The 17,310-nt window shown below is 48.6% G+C and carries 17 protein-coding genes and 1 riboswitch; of the genes, 13 read left to right on the forward strand and 4 right to left on the reverse strand.

Features of this window, described 5'->3' with window-relative positions; all coding sequences use genetic code 11:
- Positions 1-225 precede the first annotated feature (225 nt).
- The 5 genes from NG796_RS05110 to NG796_RS05130 all read left to right on the forward strand — a co-directional run bounded on the left by NG796_RS05110 (position 226) and on the right by NG796_RS05130 (position 6,312).
- Entirely contained in the window at positions 226-2,427 is a 2,202-nt protein-coding gene (locus tag NG796_RS05110) for a protein kinase domain-containing protein (protein WP_261204833.1), read from the forward strand.
- Positions 2,428-2,603: 176 nt separating this feature from the next.
- Positions 2,604-3,296: a hypothetical protein gene (locus NG796_RS05115; RefSeq protein WP_261204834.1), complete on the forward strand. Its 693-nt coding sequence runs from the start codon at positions 2,604-2,606 to the stop codon at positions 3,294-3,296.
- Between the two features lie 57 nt (positions 3,297-3,353).
- Positions 3,354-3,968, forward strand: coding sequence for a DUF1822 family protein (locus tag NG796_RS05120; RefSeq protein WP_261204835.1), 615 nt, complete (start codon positions 3,354-3,356; stop codon positions 3,966-3,968).
- A gap of 156 nt (positions 3,969-4,124) precedes the next feature.
- Complete coding sequence (locus tag NG796_RS05125; RefSeq protein ID WP_261204836.1) at positions 4,125-4,907, forward strand: tryptophan-rich sensory protein; 783 nt, start codon at positions 4,125-4,127, stop codon at positions 4,905-4,907.
- Positions 4,908-4,938: 31 nt separating this feature from the next.
- Positions 4,939-6,312: an MATE family efflux transporter gene (locus NG796_RS05130; protein WP_261204837.1), complete on the forward strand. Its 1,374-nt coding sequence runs from the start codon at positions 4,939-4,941 to the stop codon at positions 6,310-6,312.
- A 32-nt stretch (positions 6,313-6,344) separates the two neighbouring features.
- On the opposite strand, the gene NG796_RS05135 is transcribed toward NG796_RS05130, so the two are convergent.
- Entirely contained in the window at positions 6,345-6,914 is a 570-nt protein-coding gene (locus NG796_RS05135) for a Uma2 family endonuclease (RefSeq protein WP_261204838.1), read from the reverse strand.
- A 460-nt stretch (positions 6,915-7,374) separates the two neighbouring features.
- Here NG796_RS05135 and NG796_RS05140 point away from each other — a divergent pair, with 460 nt between their 5' ends.
- Both NG796_RS05140 and NG796_RS05145 read left to right on the forward strand, forming a co-directional pair.
- Positions 7,375-7,599 (forward strand): hypothetical protein, encoded by a 225-nt coding sequence (locus NG796_RS05140; protein ID WP_261204839.1) that lies wholly within the window; start codon positions 7,375-7,377, stop codon positions 7,597-7,599.
- An 88-nt stretch (positions 7,600-7,687) separates the two neighbouring features.
- Positions 7,688-7,761: riboswitch (Glutamine riboswitch) on the forward strand.
- A gap of 33 nt (positions 7,762-7,794) precedes the next feature.
- Positions 7,795-8,001, forward strand: a complete 207-nt coding sequence (locus tag NG796_RS05145; RefSeq protein WP_261204840.1) for a hypothetical protein — start codon at positions 7,795-7,797, stop codon at positions 7,999-8,001.
- Between the two features lie 98 nt (positions 8,002-8,099).
- Here the strand turns inward: NG796_RS05145 and NG796_RS05150 are convergent, their stop codons facing one another.
- From NG796_RS05150 to trmD, 3 genes are all read right to left on the reverse strand, one after another.
- Positions 8,100-8,693, reverse strand: a complete 594-nt coding sequence (locus NG796_RS05150) for a DUF1517 domain-containing protein (protein WP_261204841.1) — start codon at positions 8,691-8,693, stop codon at positions 8,100-8,102.
- 146 nt (positions 8,694-8,839) lie between these two features.
- A complete protein-coding gene (locus tag NG796_RS05155; protein ID WP_261204842.1) occupies positions 8,840-10,204 on the reverse strand; it encodes a DUF1517 domain-containing protein in 1,365 nt (454 codons plus the stop codon).
- A 28-nt stretch (positions 10,205-10,232) separates the two neighbouring features.
- Complete coding sequence (trmD, locus tag NG796_RS05160; RefSeq protein ID WP_261204843.1) at positions 10,233-10,955, reverse strand: tRNA (guanosine(37)-N1)-methyltransferase TrmD; 723 nt, start codon at positions 10,953-10,955, stop codon at positions 10,233-10,235.
- A gap of 502 nt (positions 10,956-11,457) precedes the next feature.
- Here trmD and NG796_RS05165 point away from each other — a divergent pair.
- The 6 genes from NG796_RS05165 to NG796_RS05190 all read left to right on the forward strand — a co-directional run bounded on the left by NG796_RS05165 (position 11,458) and on the right by NG796_RS05190 (position 17,303).
- Positions 11,458-12,309, forward strand: a complete 852-nt coding sequence (locus NG796_RS05165; RefSeq protein ID WP_261201637.1) for a cyanophycinase — start codon at positions 11,458-11,460, stop codon at positions 12,307-12,309.
- A 284-nt stretch (positions 12,310-12,593) separates the two neighbouring features.
- Positions 12,594-15,287, forward strand: coding sequence for a cyanophycin synthetase (gene cphA, locus NG796_RS05170; RefSeq protein WP_261204844.1), 2,694 nt, complete (start codon positions 12,594-12,596; stop codon positions 15,285-15,287).
- 274 nt (positions 15,288-15,561) lie between these two features.
- On the forward strand, positions 15,562-16,299 hold the full coding sequence (locus NG796_RS05175) for a phycocyanobilin:ferredoxin oxidoreductase (RefSeq protein WP_261204845.1): 738 nt from the start codon (positions 15,562-15,564) through the stop codon (positions 16,297-16,299).
- Positions 16,300-16,305: 6 nt separating this feature from the next.
- Positions 16,306-16,587 carry an acylphosphatase gene (locus tag NG796_RS05180; protein WP_261204846.1) on the forward strand — a complete coding sequence of 94 codons (282 nt, stop codon included), beginning with the start codon at positions 16,306-16,308 and terminating at the stop codon, positions 16,585-16,587.
- Between the two features lie 162 nt (positions 16,588-16,749).
- Positions 16,750-16,959, forward strand: coding sequence for a hypothetical protein (locus NG796_RS05185; RefSeq protein ID WP_261204847.1), 210 nt, complete (start codon positions 16,750-16,752; stop codon positions 16,957-16,959).
- Positions 16,956-17,303, forward strand: coding sequence for a type II toxin-antitoxin system PemK/MazF family toxin (locus NG796_RS05190; RefSeq protein WP_261204848.1), 348 nt, complete (start codon positions 16,956-16,958; stop codon positions 17,301-17,303). The genes NG796_RS05185 and NG796_RS05190 overlap by 4 nt, the downstream gene beginning before the upstream one ends.
- The last annotated feature ends 7 nt before the right edge of the window (positions 17,304-17,310 follow it).

A 17,310-nucleotide genomic window follows, 5' to 3' on the forward strand; every position in this document is an offset into this window, starting at 1 on the left:
GGATGGGGAGTTGCCTTAAGCACATAACGAGGAAACCCCCTCAGTCGTTACTACAAAGTTCCCCTATCTCCCCCATCTCCCCTATCCTCCCTATCTCCCCCATCTCCCCCATCCTCCCCATCTCCCCTATCGTTTCTTGATAAAGACATCTGACCAATGATAGTTGTTTTTTCCCGGGGAAAGTTAGGATAATCAAGGTATCCTCAATCGTTGGATAGAGTTGCTGTGAGTTATTGCCTCAATCCTAAATGTCTCAATCGGGCTGACCCCTTAAATGCACAAAACCGGATCTGTCGGCATTGTGGTTCGCTGTTGATTTTCCAAGGGCGATATCGGATTGGGCGATTATTGGGAGAAGGGGGGTTTGGTCAAACCTTTGAGGTGAATGATGGGGGTATCCTAAAGGTCCTGAAGGTCCTGACGGATGATAATCCCAAGGCGATCGCCCTGTTTCAGCGGGAAGCTCAAGTCTTAAGTCATTTGAATCACCCCGGGATTCCTCGGGTGGAATCCGACGGGTACTTTACTGTCCTGCCTAGAGATAGCCAGCAGCCGTTACACTGTCTGGTGATGCAACGGATTGAGGGCCGGAATTTAGAGGTGTGGATGGCCGATCGCCATCATCTACCGATTCCGCAGCATCAGGCCCTCAATTGGTTGAAACAGCTTGCGGAAATTTTACATATTGTCCATCAACAGCAGTTTTTCCACCGCGATATCAAACCCTCAAACATCATGCTTCAGCCGAATGGTCAACTGGCGTTGATTGATTTTGGCAGTGCTAGAGAGGTGACGGGAACTTATCTGGCTAAAGTCGGGGGAGGTCATCAAATTACGGGGATTGTTTCCCCCGGTTACACACCGCCAGAACAGGCGAATGGTAAAGCGGTTCCGCAATCAGATTTTTTTGCTTTAGGACGAACCTTTGTATTCCTGTTAACCGGAAAGGAACCGAATGCCTTTCCTGAAGATACAAGGACGGGTCAACTGTTGTGGCGATCGGATGGGAGTCGTCACAGTCCCACAGCGGGATTCACGACGAACCCGTTAGCAGATTGTATTGATTACATGATGGCCCCTTTTCCGGGGAATCGGCCTCAAAATACGCAGGTGATTTTAAAGCGGTTGGAAGAAATCGAGCAGGAGATGCAGCAACCTTGGGGTTCTTCTCCCATGCCTGTGCGATCGCCTCAACCAATGGGGGGAATGCAACCTTATCAAGTGGCAGCGAGGATTCCCACACGACTGCTGCGATTGAATGGAGCCAAAAATTATAGTCGTCACAGTCGGCGATCATCGCGGGTTCATTACAAAAAAGCCCTGAAATCTGCTCAAAAATTCCTAGTGGGTGGATTTTTCTTAGCCTTAGCAGGAACAGCCACCCAACTATTCGGCGGGTTTACATTACCCAATGTCTCGGCTTTACTGTGGTTGAACTATGGTAATCCTGGGGTAATGCCTGAAGTTCCAGTTAACCCGGACGAACCCTTCACTCCAATTTCTACGGTGTCGGCTCAACCCTTGAGCGCAAAACAACCCGTTACGTTAGCGAAAACTCTAGGGGGTCATCTGTGGGGGGTCAATTCCATTGCTTTGAGTCCCGATAGCCGCCTCTTGGTCAGTGGTAGTGTTGACAAAACGGTAAAGCTATGGGATATAGAATCGGGTCAGGTCCGCCAGAGTTTATCCGGTCATTCCCATGAAATTTGGTCGGTGACGTTTAGTCCCGATGGCAGCAAGGTCGCCAGTAGCAGTGGAGATGGGACGATTAAAGTTTGGGAGACAAGTACGGGTCAGCTCTTACATACTTTAACGGATCATGCAGCTTGGGTGATGTCCGTGGCGTTTAGTCCCGATGGCAAGCAGTTAGCGTCTGGGGGATTTGACAATACGATCAAGCTGTGGAATGTGGAAACTGGGGAGTTGATTCGGTCGATCGCCGGTCATTCCGGTTGGGTGTTTTCCCTCGCTTATAGTCCCGATGGTCAACTGTTAGCGAGTGGCAGTTTTGATCGCTCGATTAAAATCTGGCATACTCAAACTGGAGAGGTGGTACGCACGTTAGAAGGGGGGTTGTATCGGTTTCGTTCGGTGGCTTTTAGTCCCAATGGTCAATGGGTAGCGGGTGCCAGTGGGGATAGTTCAATTCTGATTTGGCAGGTGAGTAGTGGTCAGTTGGTCCGCACGTTATTCGGACATTCTGATGCGGTTCACGCGATCGCCTTTAGTCCCGATGGTCAGACGTTGGTGAGTGGGGGTGGGTCTCTCGATAGTACGCTGAAACTTTGGAATATTGGCACGGGACAATTGTTACAAACCCTGAAAGGTCATTCGGATACCATTAATTCCCTGGCAATTAGTGCCGATGGCAAAATGCTGACAAGTGGCAGTCAAGATCATACAATTAAGGTGTGGCAGTTACAGTAGAGGTCGTTGGCCCGGGGGCAACTGACTCAACTGAGCTTTTTCGCCGCTTAACTGGATTAGGATTTCACTGCAAATCTCTATCGAGAGGGCGATCGCCCCTCTATTCAGTCGGTCACTTTTTAAAGTAAGATCAGAATATATGCAGGAAAGGCGCTTTTCGGATGTAGGGGGAGTGTTTGCAAGCGATTGAAATCGAGCCGAAACTTAGGGAACTCATGGGGATAGCTTCCTCTGTGGATCCAGGGCTAGAGTACCGTTTGGAGGAAATCTGGCGTTGGATCAAAGATATGAGACCCGGTTTATTAATGCAGAAAAAATTTTTAATGGGGTTTCTGCTCGAAGTCATTAAGGATGCAGAATTTTGGTTAGCGCTCAAAGTTTTAACCGATGAAGAACGGGAATCATTTTTAAATCAACTGACTCCCCCGGTTCGGTATTGGTATGAATTCCTGTTCCCCAAGTGGTTTAATGAAAAAGATAACAAATTTTACATTTGGAAACAAAAATTAAGATCCGGAGAATTCAATCAGGAGGATGCTCAACTGATTGACCTAATCGCACAAAAGATAAAGATTCGTGAAGGGAGCCTCGTCCAACGGTATGTGGCAGATTTCTCGATGGCAACCGATGCGATCGTCAGCAGCAACAAGGGCCGACCGCTTTGCGTCCAAGTGACTAGCATCTCTGATGATTTTTCCGAACACAAGTATGAAGAGTGGAAAAAAACCCTGAAAGACTGGAATATAGAACGGGGGATTTTTGTGAGTTACAATCCGGGAAAAGAAGAATTCGTGAGTCAAGTGGTGAATTTGGTATTGCATAACAGCAGCCATCTGGAAGAGTCAAAATATCTGAAATTTAGTTTTTAAGAAACTCTGTTTCTTAATCATTCCATTGGACAACAAACCTTTTTTAAGACTTTAGATATGGGTACGACAATCCAAACATCAAGTAAAGACCGCCTCGAAAAAGCATGGCAAGCCCTTCAAGCGGCTCAAGATTTACAGGAGGACCGACTAAGGTTTGGTCTGGATCATGTGAATTTGTATGTCGAGGATGTAGAAGGGGATTGGATAGAAACCTGGGGAGAAGGGCAAGCGTGGCAGAATCCGGTGAATTTGGGAAAGTGGTTTCAAGAGCGATTTGAACCCGGATGGCAGGCGATCGATGAAGTCTTTTGTCCGGAAGAAGATTCCCTGGCGTTAATCCGAGAAACGGCTGGCGTAAAACGGGCTAAAACACTGCAATTAGGCCATCAAAATAGCCAGCATCGATCAATCGCGTTGATTGTGACGATTAAGGCTGAATCTCACGGGGAAACGGGGGTATTAGTCCAGGTTTATCCCACCGGCGATCGCCCGGAATTACCTGCTGGGTTACAACTGACGTTACTCTCTCACCACGGCGATCGCCTCCATGAAGTGGTAGCCCGAAATGCTGACTCCGGATTGCAAATGGAGTTAAGCGGACAACCTGGAGAACGCTATAGCATTCAGCTTACCTTAGAGCGCGAGCAAGTCACGGAAGAGTTTGTCATTTAATGTTAGTCATTCTAGTGCATTGAACGGGCGGAGTGTATTCTCTGTCCGTTTGATTACTATGCCGGTTGACTAACCCGGGAAAAATAGACTCACAGGATGAGTGCAAAGTCAGGGGCGATCGCCTAGGATAAAGTTTAGAATCTAGGAGTCATTCCCATGACACAGCTCTCTGAACGCTCTAACTCTGACCTATTCCGGTCAGTATCCACGTTGTTGGCGATTCTTGCTGCCTTTGTTACTAATATTATCGCCAATATTTTCCCCTTTAATGGCCTAACCATTGGGGAAATTTCTAGCCAATTCTTTGGAGATGTTTTAATTATTCCCGCCAACTATGCCTTTTCGATTTGGGGGTTAATTTATTTATCTCTCATTAGCTTTGGCATCTATCAAGTCTTACCGGCGCAACGGCATCATCCTCGGTTAAGGCGCATGAGTTACTTGCTGGTTCTAGCCAGTTTAGCTCAGATTGCGTGGGTATTTTTGTTTGAATATCTCCAGTTTGGCTGGTCCGTCTTAGCCATGCTGATTATTTTAGGGTCTCTGATTCTCACCTATCTGCGCCTACAGATCGGGGTAGAACGAGTTCCCCCTCGGGAAAAGTGGTTGATTAATATTCCCTTAAGTATTTATTTAGCTTGGATTAGTGTTGCAACGGTGGTGAATATTGCCAGTACCCTCTATAACTGGGGTTGGAAGGACCCGAATACCTTGGTATTTTGGACTATTGTCATGTTAGGAGTCTCCACCGCGATCGCCGCTGTTGTGACAATTCAACGGGGGGATACTGCTTTTAATCTAGTGTTTGTGTGGGCTTATATTGCGATCGCCGTTCGGCAAAGCGAGTATGTAGTAATCCTCAGTACCGCCTTGGGACTAGCGATCGGCTTGATTCTCCTCCTCGTCGTTCCCCGGTGGAAGAAACGCCGGAAAACTTGACGGAAATATACCAGGGACCGATACTATTGTCATGCACAGTCTATCTAAATCTAAAGTTTTCTCTGAAGCCAAAGCTACCCTGCACCTGGCAATTCCTCTGATTGCCGCCCAACTGGCGCAAGCGGCAACCGGGTTTGTAGATACAGTCATGATGGGGTTACTCGGCAGTGAGACTTTAGCCGCAGGGGGTTTAGGTGCGATCATCTTTTTCACTTTAATCCTAATTTGCAACGGGATGGTTTCCGCCGTTGGGGCGATCGCTGCCACAGCGCATGGTGCCGGAGAACTCCACCGAATCAGTCGCTTAACCATTCAGGGACTCTGGTTAACTCTCGCACTCTCCATTCTGATGGGATTCCTAATCTGGAACCTCACCCCCCTGTTACTGCGTTTCGGACAGGACCCGAGGGCCGTCGAATTAGCTCAAACCTATCTGCGGGCGCTGATTTTGGGATTTCCCGCCGCCCTAGGATTTGCCGTGTTACGCAATATCCTTTCTGCCCTCAATTATACCCGCCCGATCATGGCGATCGTTGCCTGTTGTGTTCCCCTCAATATTGGCGGTAATTATGTTTTCATGTTTGGCAAATGGGGGTTACCCGCCTTGGGTTTAGCAGGAATTGGATGGTCAAGCACCCTGTCTTTTTGGGTGATGTTTATCACCGCTGCGGGGTTTCTTGCCTTTAGTCGCCGGTTAAAACCCTATCATATTTTTCGGACTTCTTATCAATTTGATGCCCGAGAATTTAGAGAAATTGTCAAAATTGGCTGGCCGATCGCCGGACTTTTTGTCATAGAAACCGGACTTTTTGCCGTCACTACCTTTCTGATGGGAACTTTGGGAACTGTCACCTTAGCCGCCCATAACATCGCCTTACAAACCGCCAATATCACCTTTATGGTTCCCGTTGGATTGTCCCTTGCCACCACGGTGAGAGTTGGACAAGCAATGGGACGAAACGATACTCTCAGTGCCAGACGCGCTGGATATGTCGGCATTGCGATCGGGGTCAGTTTCATGAGTCTCACCGGGTTATTTTTGTGGACCAACCCTGATAAAATTGTTGCCTTGTATTTGGATATTCAGAATTCAGAGAATCAACCTGTATTAGAATTGGCAATGTCCTTGTTAGGCATGGCTGCCATGTTTCAAATTTTTGATGGAATGCAAGTGATTGCAGCCGGTGCTTTACGCGGCGTAAAAGATACCCGAGTTCCAATGGCGATCGGCTTTTTAGGCTATTGGTGTATTGGCCTATTCAGTGGCTATATCCTGGGATTACGTCTTCATTTTGGCGGAGTCGGCTTGTGGTTAGGCTTAGTCCTCGGACTCGCTTTTTCCGGTTTGTTGTTGACCTATCGCTTCGCTTATTTACTAACCAGCAAAACAAGCTTGGTTAAATAGGATAGCGCTATACCTTCAGAGAATCAACCGCATTAACCGGCAAATACTTCATCATAAATCTCGGCCAGAGTCAAGGTTAAGCCCACAGAATTTAATTCTAAACTATCATTCGGCCCTAATCGCTCAACTTCCCAATTCCCTGAAGCCTTGCGGCGATAAACCTCTACCTGCATCTGGTCTTGAGCAACCAGCACATATTCTTGCAAACTGGTTAAACTTTGATAATTCAGACGTTTTTCTCGCCGGTCTATCGTTTCTGTCGAAGGAGATAAAACCTCTACGACTAAACAAGGTTGAGTTTTATAAAATTTGTCTCGATCTTCCTCGTCACAAGTTACCAGGACATCCGGATAGTAAAAGATATCTCCAGTCCCTTGGGCCACTTGGATTTTTATTTTCATATCAGACATAAATGTTTTACAGCCACTTCCCCGCAAATGAGTGAGTAAATAAGCATAAATGTTACCTGAAATCCGATTATGTTCCTCACTGGCACCCGCCATTGCAAAAAGTTGTCCCCCCAGATATTCATGACGGATGGGGCTAGTTTCTTCCTGTTTAAAATAATCGGGGACGGAAATAAAAGCGGTTGCTAAGTTCATAAATTTTAGTCCTGAATGTTAATTTTAAATTAACCAATAATACTCTAGCGCATCAGTACCCTGTTTACATCCTAGGGACAAGAAACCGGGTTTTTGGCCCAAATTGGGTGCTTTCTTGCCAGAAATCGCGTAAAAATACCCGGTTTCTAAGCAATTTTGTAGCAACGATGCACTCTTAGGTGAACCTCACCCGATCGCCCAAAAGGAAGGGAGGGATTATTCACCCCTGAAAAAAAATCCTGCTTTTGATAGATGCGGTGGGGCGCGGATTACTGATAGTTTAGAGTCAAATAAACCAAATCTAGCTATTGACCGGATCTGCCGGACATAGCATCGGTTTTTTACTAAAAATTATATCAGGTATTGCCCTCGGGCTCAGAGTTTTATAGAAGAAATTCTGGAACGAGAGAAGTGCGATCGCCCCCTGGTGTAAAATACCTTGTTTTAATGCAAAAAAATCATGAACTATCTTACAGTCGAACCCACCCCTCAAGGGATTCAAATTCCGGAGCCTAACCCTTTACCGCAACCGGAACCTCCCCCGAATCCCGAACCCCCGACGCCCGAACCAGTCCCTGAACCGATTCCGCAAACCATTCCGGCACCTGTACCTGAAACAGTCCCGGCACCCATTCCTCAAACTGTTCCTGCGCCGATTCCGCAAACCATTCCCGAACCCCAATAAAGGGGATCCTCAAGGGACCTGGTAATGAGTTTGAGTCCAGGGCTTGACAAGACTTCCAAAAAAGTTGTAAAACTTATTAAATAATCTAATCGTTCATTTTTCCCCCGGCGATCGCTCGACGGGGAAAAACGGAAGTAGGTATTCTAGCCGAAGGAACGCACTGCATCTTTCCAGAAAGTATATGAGGTAGATACAATGATGCTTGTGCCTTCATTAATGTCCTTGGCGATCGCTTCCTTAGCCTTTTGTCTGAGTGTCAATACAACCGAAGAAATCGTCAAAGTCGCTGCCACGGTTCTTGCTGCCTTTTGCCTGATTTTAAGCGTAATCTTTGCTCCTTGGATTGTGAAACTGGCGCTGGTTGCGATTCCCTTGGTCAGTCAAAAACTTAATCCAGCTTAACCGCTGCCTCCACTCCTAAACTCGACTGACACAAAGTGCTGACAGTAGCCAGGGCGAGGGAGAGAGAATGTGGAGGCAGGGTGATATCAATACCGGGATTAGGAGGCGATCGCCTTCATATCGCTGTAGTAGGTTGCCATATCCTGCACCGAAAGCGTATCGGTTTCAGCTTGCGGACTCCAGAGCAGTTCTAAGATAAGCAGATACTCTGACGAGAGCGATCGCAATTGACTCAGCGCTGTTTTCATCCCACCGATCGTATCAATTGGGCCAAATAACGGGCGATCGTGTGCCGTCCCCAGCAATAACGTAATCACCACATAGGCGGCTTCTCCTCCGTCCTGAATCACGGCCGGTTTATCGGTTTGGGTAATGATTCCTTCCACATTACTCAGGGTTTCCGCGCTAAATTTACCTCGTTCTTGAAGGGATAAGCGTTCAAATACCTCTTCTGCTGCTTCGCGACTCTCGAAAGTTTCCGAACTGCCTAAAAGATGAGTCCAATAGAGGGCGTTTTCGAGTAACTGTTCTACGGTAACTTCGAGTAATTCATATAATCCCTCCGGGGTTTTTGTGTCGGCTTTCAGACTTAAGTCGGACAATTGAGATTGAATCGAACTCACTCCAACACTCAGGGCAATTTGAATTTGGCTCACCGTGACGATATCGTTATCAAGTTCTGAATGTATCATTTATATTTATCCTAAGTAAACGGGCTTGAATGTTATACAGATACCCTTTTTAAAAGTTAAAAGGTAGGTTGTTCTTATTTTAGCCCGCTCAAGCGGGCTTTGTTGTCCGGATAGCCGCACTATACAAGGGTTAGAACTGCTGCTTATCAAATTTGAACCAGGTCACTATACTGAGTTAGTAAGTCATCATAACTCAAACTATCTGTGGCTTCCTGGGGACTCCAGAGTAACTCAAATACTAAGAGATAATCCGGGGTAATAGCGGCGACTTGTTGCAGGGCCGATCGCAATTCTTCCGCAGAATGGAGGGGTCCGAATAAGGGCTGATCATCTTCTGTGCCCAGGAGGAGGGTTACCACCAGATAAGAGGCGGGGTCCCCTTCGGATTGGGGGCGGGCTTGATTCTGGCGAATTTTACCCCCCACATTACTCAAGGTTTCTGCACTAAATTTACTGCGTTCTTGAATCGATAATTGCTCAAAAACTCGCCCTGCTTCTTCCCGATTTTTGACGGTTTGGGAATGGGTTTGAACATGAGTCCAATATTCGGGATGGCGGAGTAAGGATAAGGCGGATTCTTGTAAAAATTCCGTCAATCCTTCGGGAGTATCGAGTTCGGCACTCAGGCTTAAATCGGTGAGATGGGATTGAATATCTCGGGCGGAAGCTAATAGGGCAACCTGCAATTTGGTGACGGTGACAATCTCATTGTCGAGTTCTGAAACGGCTGTGGCGGCACGTTTAGAACGAATCCAAAAGACGGCAGCGATCGCCCCTCCAGCTAGGAGTAAAAATAGTAGAAATTTCCACGGAAAGCGAGTATTTCCAGCAGATTGGGTCCCGGCATAGCCCGATTGGGGAGGTGCGCCTGGGACGGGTTGGGTTGCTGCCGGTGCAGTGGGACTGGGGACATAGGTTGGCGGGACGACTGGGGCGGGTTTGAGTCCGGTTCCGGCAGAATCTTGATACGGGCGATCGCTATATTGGGGAGTCGGATAGTAGGGTTGCGGCACTGGAACTGGCACCGGGACCACCACCGTTCCGCCTCTGGAGGGAGAAGAGGTTTGGGGGACTGGAGTGGGTGCTGGAATGGGCGCTGGAATGGGCGCTGGAGTGGGTTGTGCCTCGAAAGAACCACCCCTGGCTCGTCCTCCCGTATTGCCACGACTGGGAGTAGACTCTGTGGGCGGAGGATTGTTCGGGCGTGAGGGCGTGTTGCTACTACCGGAACCACTGGAACGGGGGGCCGAACGAGTGGGAGGAGGACTGGTGGTGCGAGAAGGAGTGGAACGGGACGGGGTAGAACGGGACGGGGTAGAACGAGAGGGACTGGAACGGGAGGGGGCGGGGCGACTGAAAGACCCTCCTCGGCTTCGTCCTCCGGTGCGGGCTAGAGCAGTGGATTGAACCTCTATCCACTCTCCCATTGGGCGGGTTGTGGGGTTAATCTTGACTTCATTAAAGAGCAAGAGACACAGGAGAGTGGTTAAGGTGAGATTAAATTTATGCATGGCTGAAAACCCAGCTTTATTTATTTAGTCATAGCTTATCCCCCTCGGAATTGTCATCTTTTACTGACAGATTGTTGAGGTTTTGGAGGAGGTCTGGTCGGCGATCGCGAGTGCGTTGCAGTTGTTGTGCTTTGCGCCATTCCTCAATTTTCCCGTGATGTCCCGAGAGTAAAACGTCCGGTACTTTCCAGTCGCGAAATTGGGCCGGACGGGTGTAATGGGGATAGTCCAGCAATCCATCCTCAAAACTCTCCGCTTCTAGGGATTCGGCTTTACCCACAGTTCCTGGGAGAAGGCGGACGACCCCATCGACTAAGGCTAAAGCCGGAATTTCTCCCCCTGTTAGGACGAAATCCCCCAGGGAGACTTCCCGAGTGACGAGATTCATCACCCGTTCGTCAATGCCTTCATAATGTCCGCAAATCAAGACAAGTTGCTCGAAGTTTTGGGCGAGTTCCCAACAGAGGTTACGATTCATCGGTTGCCCTTGGGGGCTAAGAAAAATCACCTCGCGGCGAGGCAGGATGGGTAAGGATTCGACCGCCGCAAATAAAGGTTCAGGTTTCATGACCATTCCGACTCCCCCGCCATAGGGTTCGTCATCGACTCGACGATGCTTATCCGTCGTAAAGTCGCGAGGATTAACGAGATTGACCGCAGCAATCTGGTTCGCGAGGGCTTTCCCAAGGAGGGAAGATTGGAGCGGGGTGGTAAAAAAATCGGGAAATAACGTGATAATATCTATTCGCACAGGGACAACAAGGGAGCGGATACAATCTTTTATTATAAGTCCGACTATCCAAGCTATCCGAGGTTGGGAATCCCTCCCTTATCCGGTAGAGACGATCGCCTTAGCCCAATCCTTTACCCTGCTGTTATCTTTGCCACGGGCACGCCACTATTGAGGAAAAATACCAGGGGGGTGATGTTTTAATTCTAAATATTTGTGGAAATTTTTGCCATTATATCGATTGAATAACTACCCATGCTGACCCGGTAAAAACGGGCAAAAATCCTGGAAGCAAGTAAGCGGGGCGATCGCTAACTCGCTTAGGGCTTCAGCAGACACGGCAAAAAAAAACCGTGGAATCGTAAAAACGTGAGAAAATTAAACTCCCTGACCCTGGGTCCGCACTTGGGCGAAAGAAAAGCCCATCCGGTAATACAAAAACGGACAAGAATGCCCTCTAAAGCCCTGCGCTTGGGGAAGGATCGAAACGTACAAAAAATAAGGGCCAATAGCAAGACCACCCATGCTACAGTTAGACACTCAATCCCTACAACAGAAGATGCCCCAAACACTTAAAAGCACTGTAATGGTGATTGGCGGTGCGGAAGACAAAGTTCATGGCCGCGAGATCCTGCATACGTTTTTTACTCGTGCTGGAGGAAGCGAGGCAAAAATTGCGATCGTTCCTTGTGCTTCGCGGGAACCCTCGGCGATCGGGGACCGATATCAGAAGATCTTTGCGGAGATGGGTGCCACAAGCATAGAATTGCTAGATATCCGCGAAAGGACCCAGGGAGAGGATCCGAAGTGGCAAGAGTACATGGAAGAATGTACTGGAGTCTTTATGACAGGCGGAGATCAACTCCGACTCTGCGCCTTAGTTGCGGATACGCCTTTAATGGAAAAGGTTCGGATGAAGGTGCGGGAAGGAAAAATTGTTTTAGCGGGAACCAGTGCCGGTGCGGCAGTAATGGGCCATCACATGATTGCCGGGGGAGGCAGTGGAGAATCACCGAATCGCTCGTTAGTGGATATGGCAACGGGATTAGGAATTCTGCCCGATGTGATTGTGGATCAGCATTTCCATAACCGGAATCGCATGGCACGGCTACTCTCGGCGATCGCCTCTCATCCAGACCGCCTTGGCATCGGCATTGACGAAGATACTTGCGCCATGTTTCAAGGCGATGGCGTCATTGAAGTGATTGGCAAAGGCACGGTAACCATCGTCGATCCCGGTTCGGCTTTCGTCACCAACGAGCAACAAGTGGGAGCCACAGACCCCTTGAGTTTGTACAATATGCGCTTACATATTCTGTGTCACGGCGATCGCTTTGAGTTACGTCAGCGTGTCAGTCGTCCCAACCATCCCTAGGCTTTTATGGCAGCATATCCACCCAACTCCCTCGTTATGATTAAACTGCACAGAAGAGAATAGGTCCTTTCCGGTGAAACCTGAACGTTCAAAGCCCAAACCTTACCCCATTCCACTTCACGCTTCACCTGAACCCCCCATTTTCTCCTGATTCAGTTTGCACTTGTCCTGCACTGGACTCGATCAAGATGTTCATTTTGAACATCTTGTAACGCACGAAAGCCAGAAACTAGAACAAGTGCCTCTATTGCTTCCAAAACAAGAGCTTCATCCTCGCGCAGCTTATGAAAATACTTAAAATCCAGACATTACGGGGTCCGAACTATTGGAGCATTCGACGCCACAAGGTCATCGTGATGCGCCTCGACCTAGAGGACTTAGCACCCAAGCCGACCTCTTTGATCCCCGGCTTTTATCAAGGTCTCGTTGAGGCACTACCCAGTTTGGTAGACCACTACTGCTCTCCGGGTTGTAGAGGAGGATTCCTCAGCCGAGTCCAAGAGGGGACCTATATGGGTCATGTGGTGGAACACGTTGCCTTAGAGCTCCAGGAACTCGCGGGGATGATAGTTGGTTTTGGTCGCACCCGCGAAACCTCGACCCCAGGCACCTACCAAGTGGCGTTTGAATATGTCGATGAACAAGCGGGTCGCTATGCCGCTAGAGCAGCGGTACGCCTCTGTCGCAGTATTGTCGATACGGGTCGCTATCCGGTTTCCGAGTTGGAACAGGACATCCAAGACTTGAAAGATTTGGCGGCTAAAGCGTCCTTGGGTCCCAGTACCGAGACCCTGATTAAAGAAGCCGAAGCTCGCGATATTCCCTGGTTTCACTCCAGTGCTAGATCCATGATCCAACTGGGAACGGGGATTTATCAAAAACGAGTCCAGGCAACCCTGACCGATCGCAGCAGTATTTTAGGCGTTGAACTCGCCTGCGATAAAGAAGGAACCAAAAAAACTCTGCGGGATGCGGGAGTGCCGGTTCCCCGAGGCACGTTGATTCATTATCTGGATGAACTGCAAGAGGCGATCGATGAGGTGGGTGGTTATCCCATTGTGATTAAACCCCTTGATGGCAACCACGGACGCGGGATTACCATCGATATCCACACCTGGGAAGAGGCGGAAGAAGCTTACGACGCCGCTACAACCGCCTCGAAAACGCGATCGGTGATCGTCGAACGCTACTACAAAGGTCGGGACCACCGGGTGCTCGTGGTCAATGGTAAACTGATCGCTGTGGCAGAACGGGTTCCCGCTCATGCGATCGGGAATGGTAAATCTACCATCCAAGAACTCATCGAAGAAACCAATCGCGACCCCAACCGAGGCGACGGTCACGATAACGTTCTGACTCGTATCCAAGTAGACCGGATGAGTATGCAAATCTTGGAGCGCAAAGGATACGACCTCAACACCGTACTCCAAGACGGCGAAATCTGCTATCTGCGCTACACCGCCAACCTCAGCACCGGCGGTATTGCCATCGATCGCACCGATGAAATTCACCCAGAAAATCTCTGGATGGCCGAAAGAATTGCCAAACTAATTGGCTTAGATATCTGTGGCATCGATGTCGTCACCGAGGATATTTCCCAACCCCTCCGGGACAATGATGGCGTCATCGTGGAAGTGAATGCTGCCCCCGGTTTCCGGATGCACGTCTGTCCCAGCCAGGGCCTGCCCCGCAACGTCGCAGCCCCGGTCATGGAAATGCTCTTTCCGACAGGCACTCCCTCGCGAATTCCCATTCTCGCCGTCACTGGCACCAATGGTAAAACCACCACAACCCGCCTTTTAGCCCATATTTATAAACAAACTGGCAAAACCATCGGTTACACCACCACCGATGGGACTTATATCGGCGATTTTATCGTTGAAAAAGGGGATAACACCGGGCCCCAAAGTGCCGAACTGATTTTGAAAGACCCCACCGTCGAAGTGGCTGTCTTAGAAACGGCCCGAGGAGGCATTTTGCGATCGGGTTTAGCCTTCGATCGCTGTGATGTAGGGGTCGTTTTAAACGTCTCTGCGGATCATCTCGGCATCGGCGATATCGATACCATCGAACAAATGGCAACCCTCAAGAGCGTCCTCGCCGAATCCGTGGATGCCAAAGGTTATGCGATTTTGAATGCCGAAGACCCCCTCGTCGTCAAGATGGCAAAACGGGTGAAATCTCAAATCGCCTATTTCTCGATGGACCCCGAGAACGAAATTTTGCAAAATCATGTTCGTAGTGGGGGACTCGCCGCCGTCTATGAAAATGGCTATCTCTCGATTATTAAAGGAGATTGGACCCTGCGGATTGAACAAGCGGTTAACGTCCCGCTGACAATGGCAGGATTGGCTCCCTTTATGATTGCCAACGCCCTTGCCGCTGCCTTAGCTGCCTATAGCAATGGGGTTCCCATTGAGCAAATTCGCACGGGATTGGCGACCTTTGAGGCATCGGTTGCCCAAACTCCGGGACGGATGAATCTGTTCAATATGGGGACCTATCATGCCTTGGTGGATTATGCCCATAATGCCGCCAGTTATGAAGCCTTGGGCGGGTTCGTGCGCAATTGGCCGGGAGAAACCATTGGCGTCATCGGTGGTCCTGGCGATCGCCGGGATGAAGATTTGACCAACCTAGGCAAACTCTCTGCCGAAATCTTCAACCAAATTATTGTCAAAGAAGATAATGATACCCGAGGTCGTCCCCGGGGAAATGCCGCCCACTTCATCTGTGCAGGCATCGCCCAAGCGAATGGTCCAGCGGCCTATCAAACGATCTTGAATGAAACCGAGGCGATCGAAACCGCCCTCAATGAGGCCCCCTCTGGTAGCTTAGTTGTCATTCTTCCCGAAAGCGTCACTCGGGCGATTAACCTAATCGAGAAGCGCAAACCCCTAGAAGAACCGCGCATTCCCCTCAAAAATTCTCAGCCCGTAGAATCTTCCTCGGTTGAATATAGCGAGTCTTCCACTTAATTCAGCCCTGAATTTTCCGAAAAGACTTGAAAAGGATAACCCTCCCTTTTCAAGTCTTTTTTTATTAAAAACATACCTAATTAAAGCTATCTTTTCTAAAAGCCATTTCTAAGGTTCGTCCTAACAACTTCAGTCGTTATCCAAGTTCACTGGAACAACTTCAGTCGTTTCTCATGTTCGTAGTAACAACATCCCAACTTCCCACCCCCTAAATAAGATAAAATAAACACCGCGCCCCGCGTTATATTGATCCACCCTCATATAGGAAAAACCCGTGACATCAACCTCTAGTCCATCCCTACGAACCGAACAACATAGCCTGATCCAAAAACTCGCCGACTGCATCGAGGGAGTGTGGCAAGAACAGTTAGAACTCTCCCCTTATCCCCTCCCGGAGGACCTAGGATATGTCGAAGGACGATTAGAAGGGGAAAAACTCAGAATTGAAAATCGCTGCTATCAGACCCCAGAATTTCGGAAAATCCATTTAGAACTGGCAAAAGTTGGCACTACCCTGGATATTTTGCACTGCGTGATGTTTCCCAACCCCAACTATGATTTACCCATGTTTGGGACTGATTTAGTCGGTGCAAAAGGGAAAATCGGGGCTGCGATCGCCGACTTATCCCCCATTCGTCAAAAAGTCCTCCCCCCAGCTTATCAACAGCAACTTTCTGACTTACCGGCGATCGCTTTTACCAATCCCCGAGATCTCCCCCCCTGGGGTCATATCTTCTCAGAATTTTGCCTCTTTGTACGACCCGATAATTCTGTCGAAGAAACCCTATTTCTCGATCGCGTCAAAGCCTATATGCAAATTCACTGCCAACAAGCCAGAAACACCCCAGCAACCCCCGAACTCCACAGCGAAATCCTTGCCGGACAACGCAATTACTGCGACCATCAGCGCAAAAATGACAAAACGCGCCGAGTTTTAGAAAACGCTTTTGGCAACGAATGGGCCGAATATTATATGACCCAAGTCTTATTTGACCTGCCTGAAGAGGACTAAAAGACCATGACCGAAACAAAGTGCGCTCACGTCTTAATTTCGGGAATCGTTCAGGGAGTCGGTTATCGATTTAGTACCGTCCATCAAGCGCAGAAATTAGGAGTATCTGGTTGGGTGAGAAACCTCACCGATGGTCGAGTCGAAGCCATCTTTGAAGGCAACCCCGAAACTCTCGATCGCATGATAGCTTGGTGTCATCAAGGACCCTCATCCGCCCAAGTCACCGAAGTCACCGTCACCTATCAACAACCCCAAGGACTCACCGGCTTCACCACCCGTTACAAATAACACCCCGTCGGGACAAGGCAATGCCTTGTCCTATCCCCTATCACATCATAAACCCCTCAATTCTAAAACCGTTGTTTTTTTGGGGTGAATGACTTAAAATAAAAGAGAGAAAAAATCACCGAAACCTTGTAATTACCCATCAATTCTATACCCACGATTGTTATGAATACGCCACTGGTCAACGCCCTATTTCAATTGATTCATTCCCTATCCCCAGAAGACCGGGCCGCCTTAGAAGAAAAACTATTTTTTGACAATGCTTATCCCTCTACCCCCGAGGCGATTAACCTGGCTTTGCACAGCAGTAGCTTTGATTTTCTCAACGACGAACCAGACCTTTATACCATCGACGATGGAGAACCCATTGTATGAATTTGACTAAAGGCGATATTGTTTTAGTGCCTTTTCCCTTCACAGACCTGAGTCAAACCAAGCTACGGCCTGCGGTAGTTTTGTGGGTAGATTCACAAGGGCAAGATATTACGGTCTGCTTTATCTCTTCACAAAATCTTGATTGCACAAGTGATGATGAATTTATAATTGAACCCAGCGACCCAGAATTTGCCCGAACTGGCCTGAAACTGGCTTCAAAAATTAGAGTAGCTAGAGTAGTTACTCTTGAGCGCCGACTTATTAAAAGACGATTAGGCAGCTTAGGTCAGCAACAGATTCAACACCTTAATGCTGCATTGAGTCGCGCTTTTCAGATTAATTAATAGAATA

It is taken from the genome of Laspinema sp. D2d, assembly GCF_025370755.1.
GTDB lineage: Bacteria > Cyanobacteriota > Cyanobacteriia > Cyanobacteriales > Laspinemataceae > Laspinema.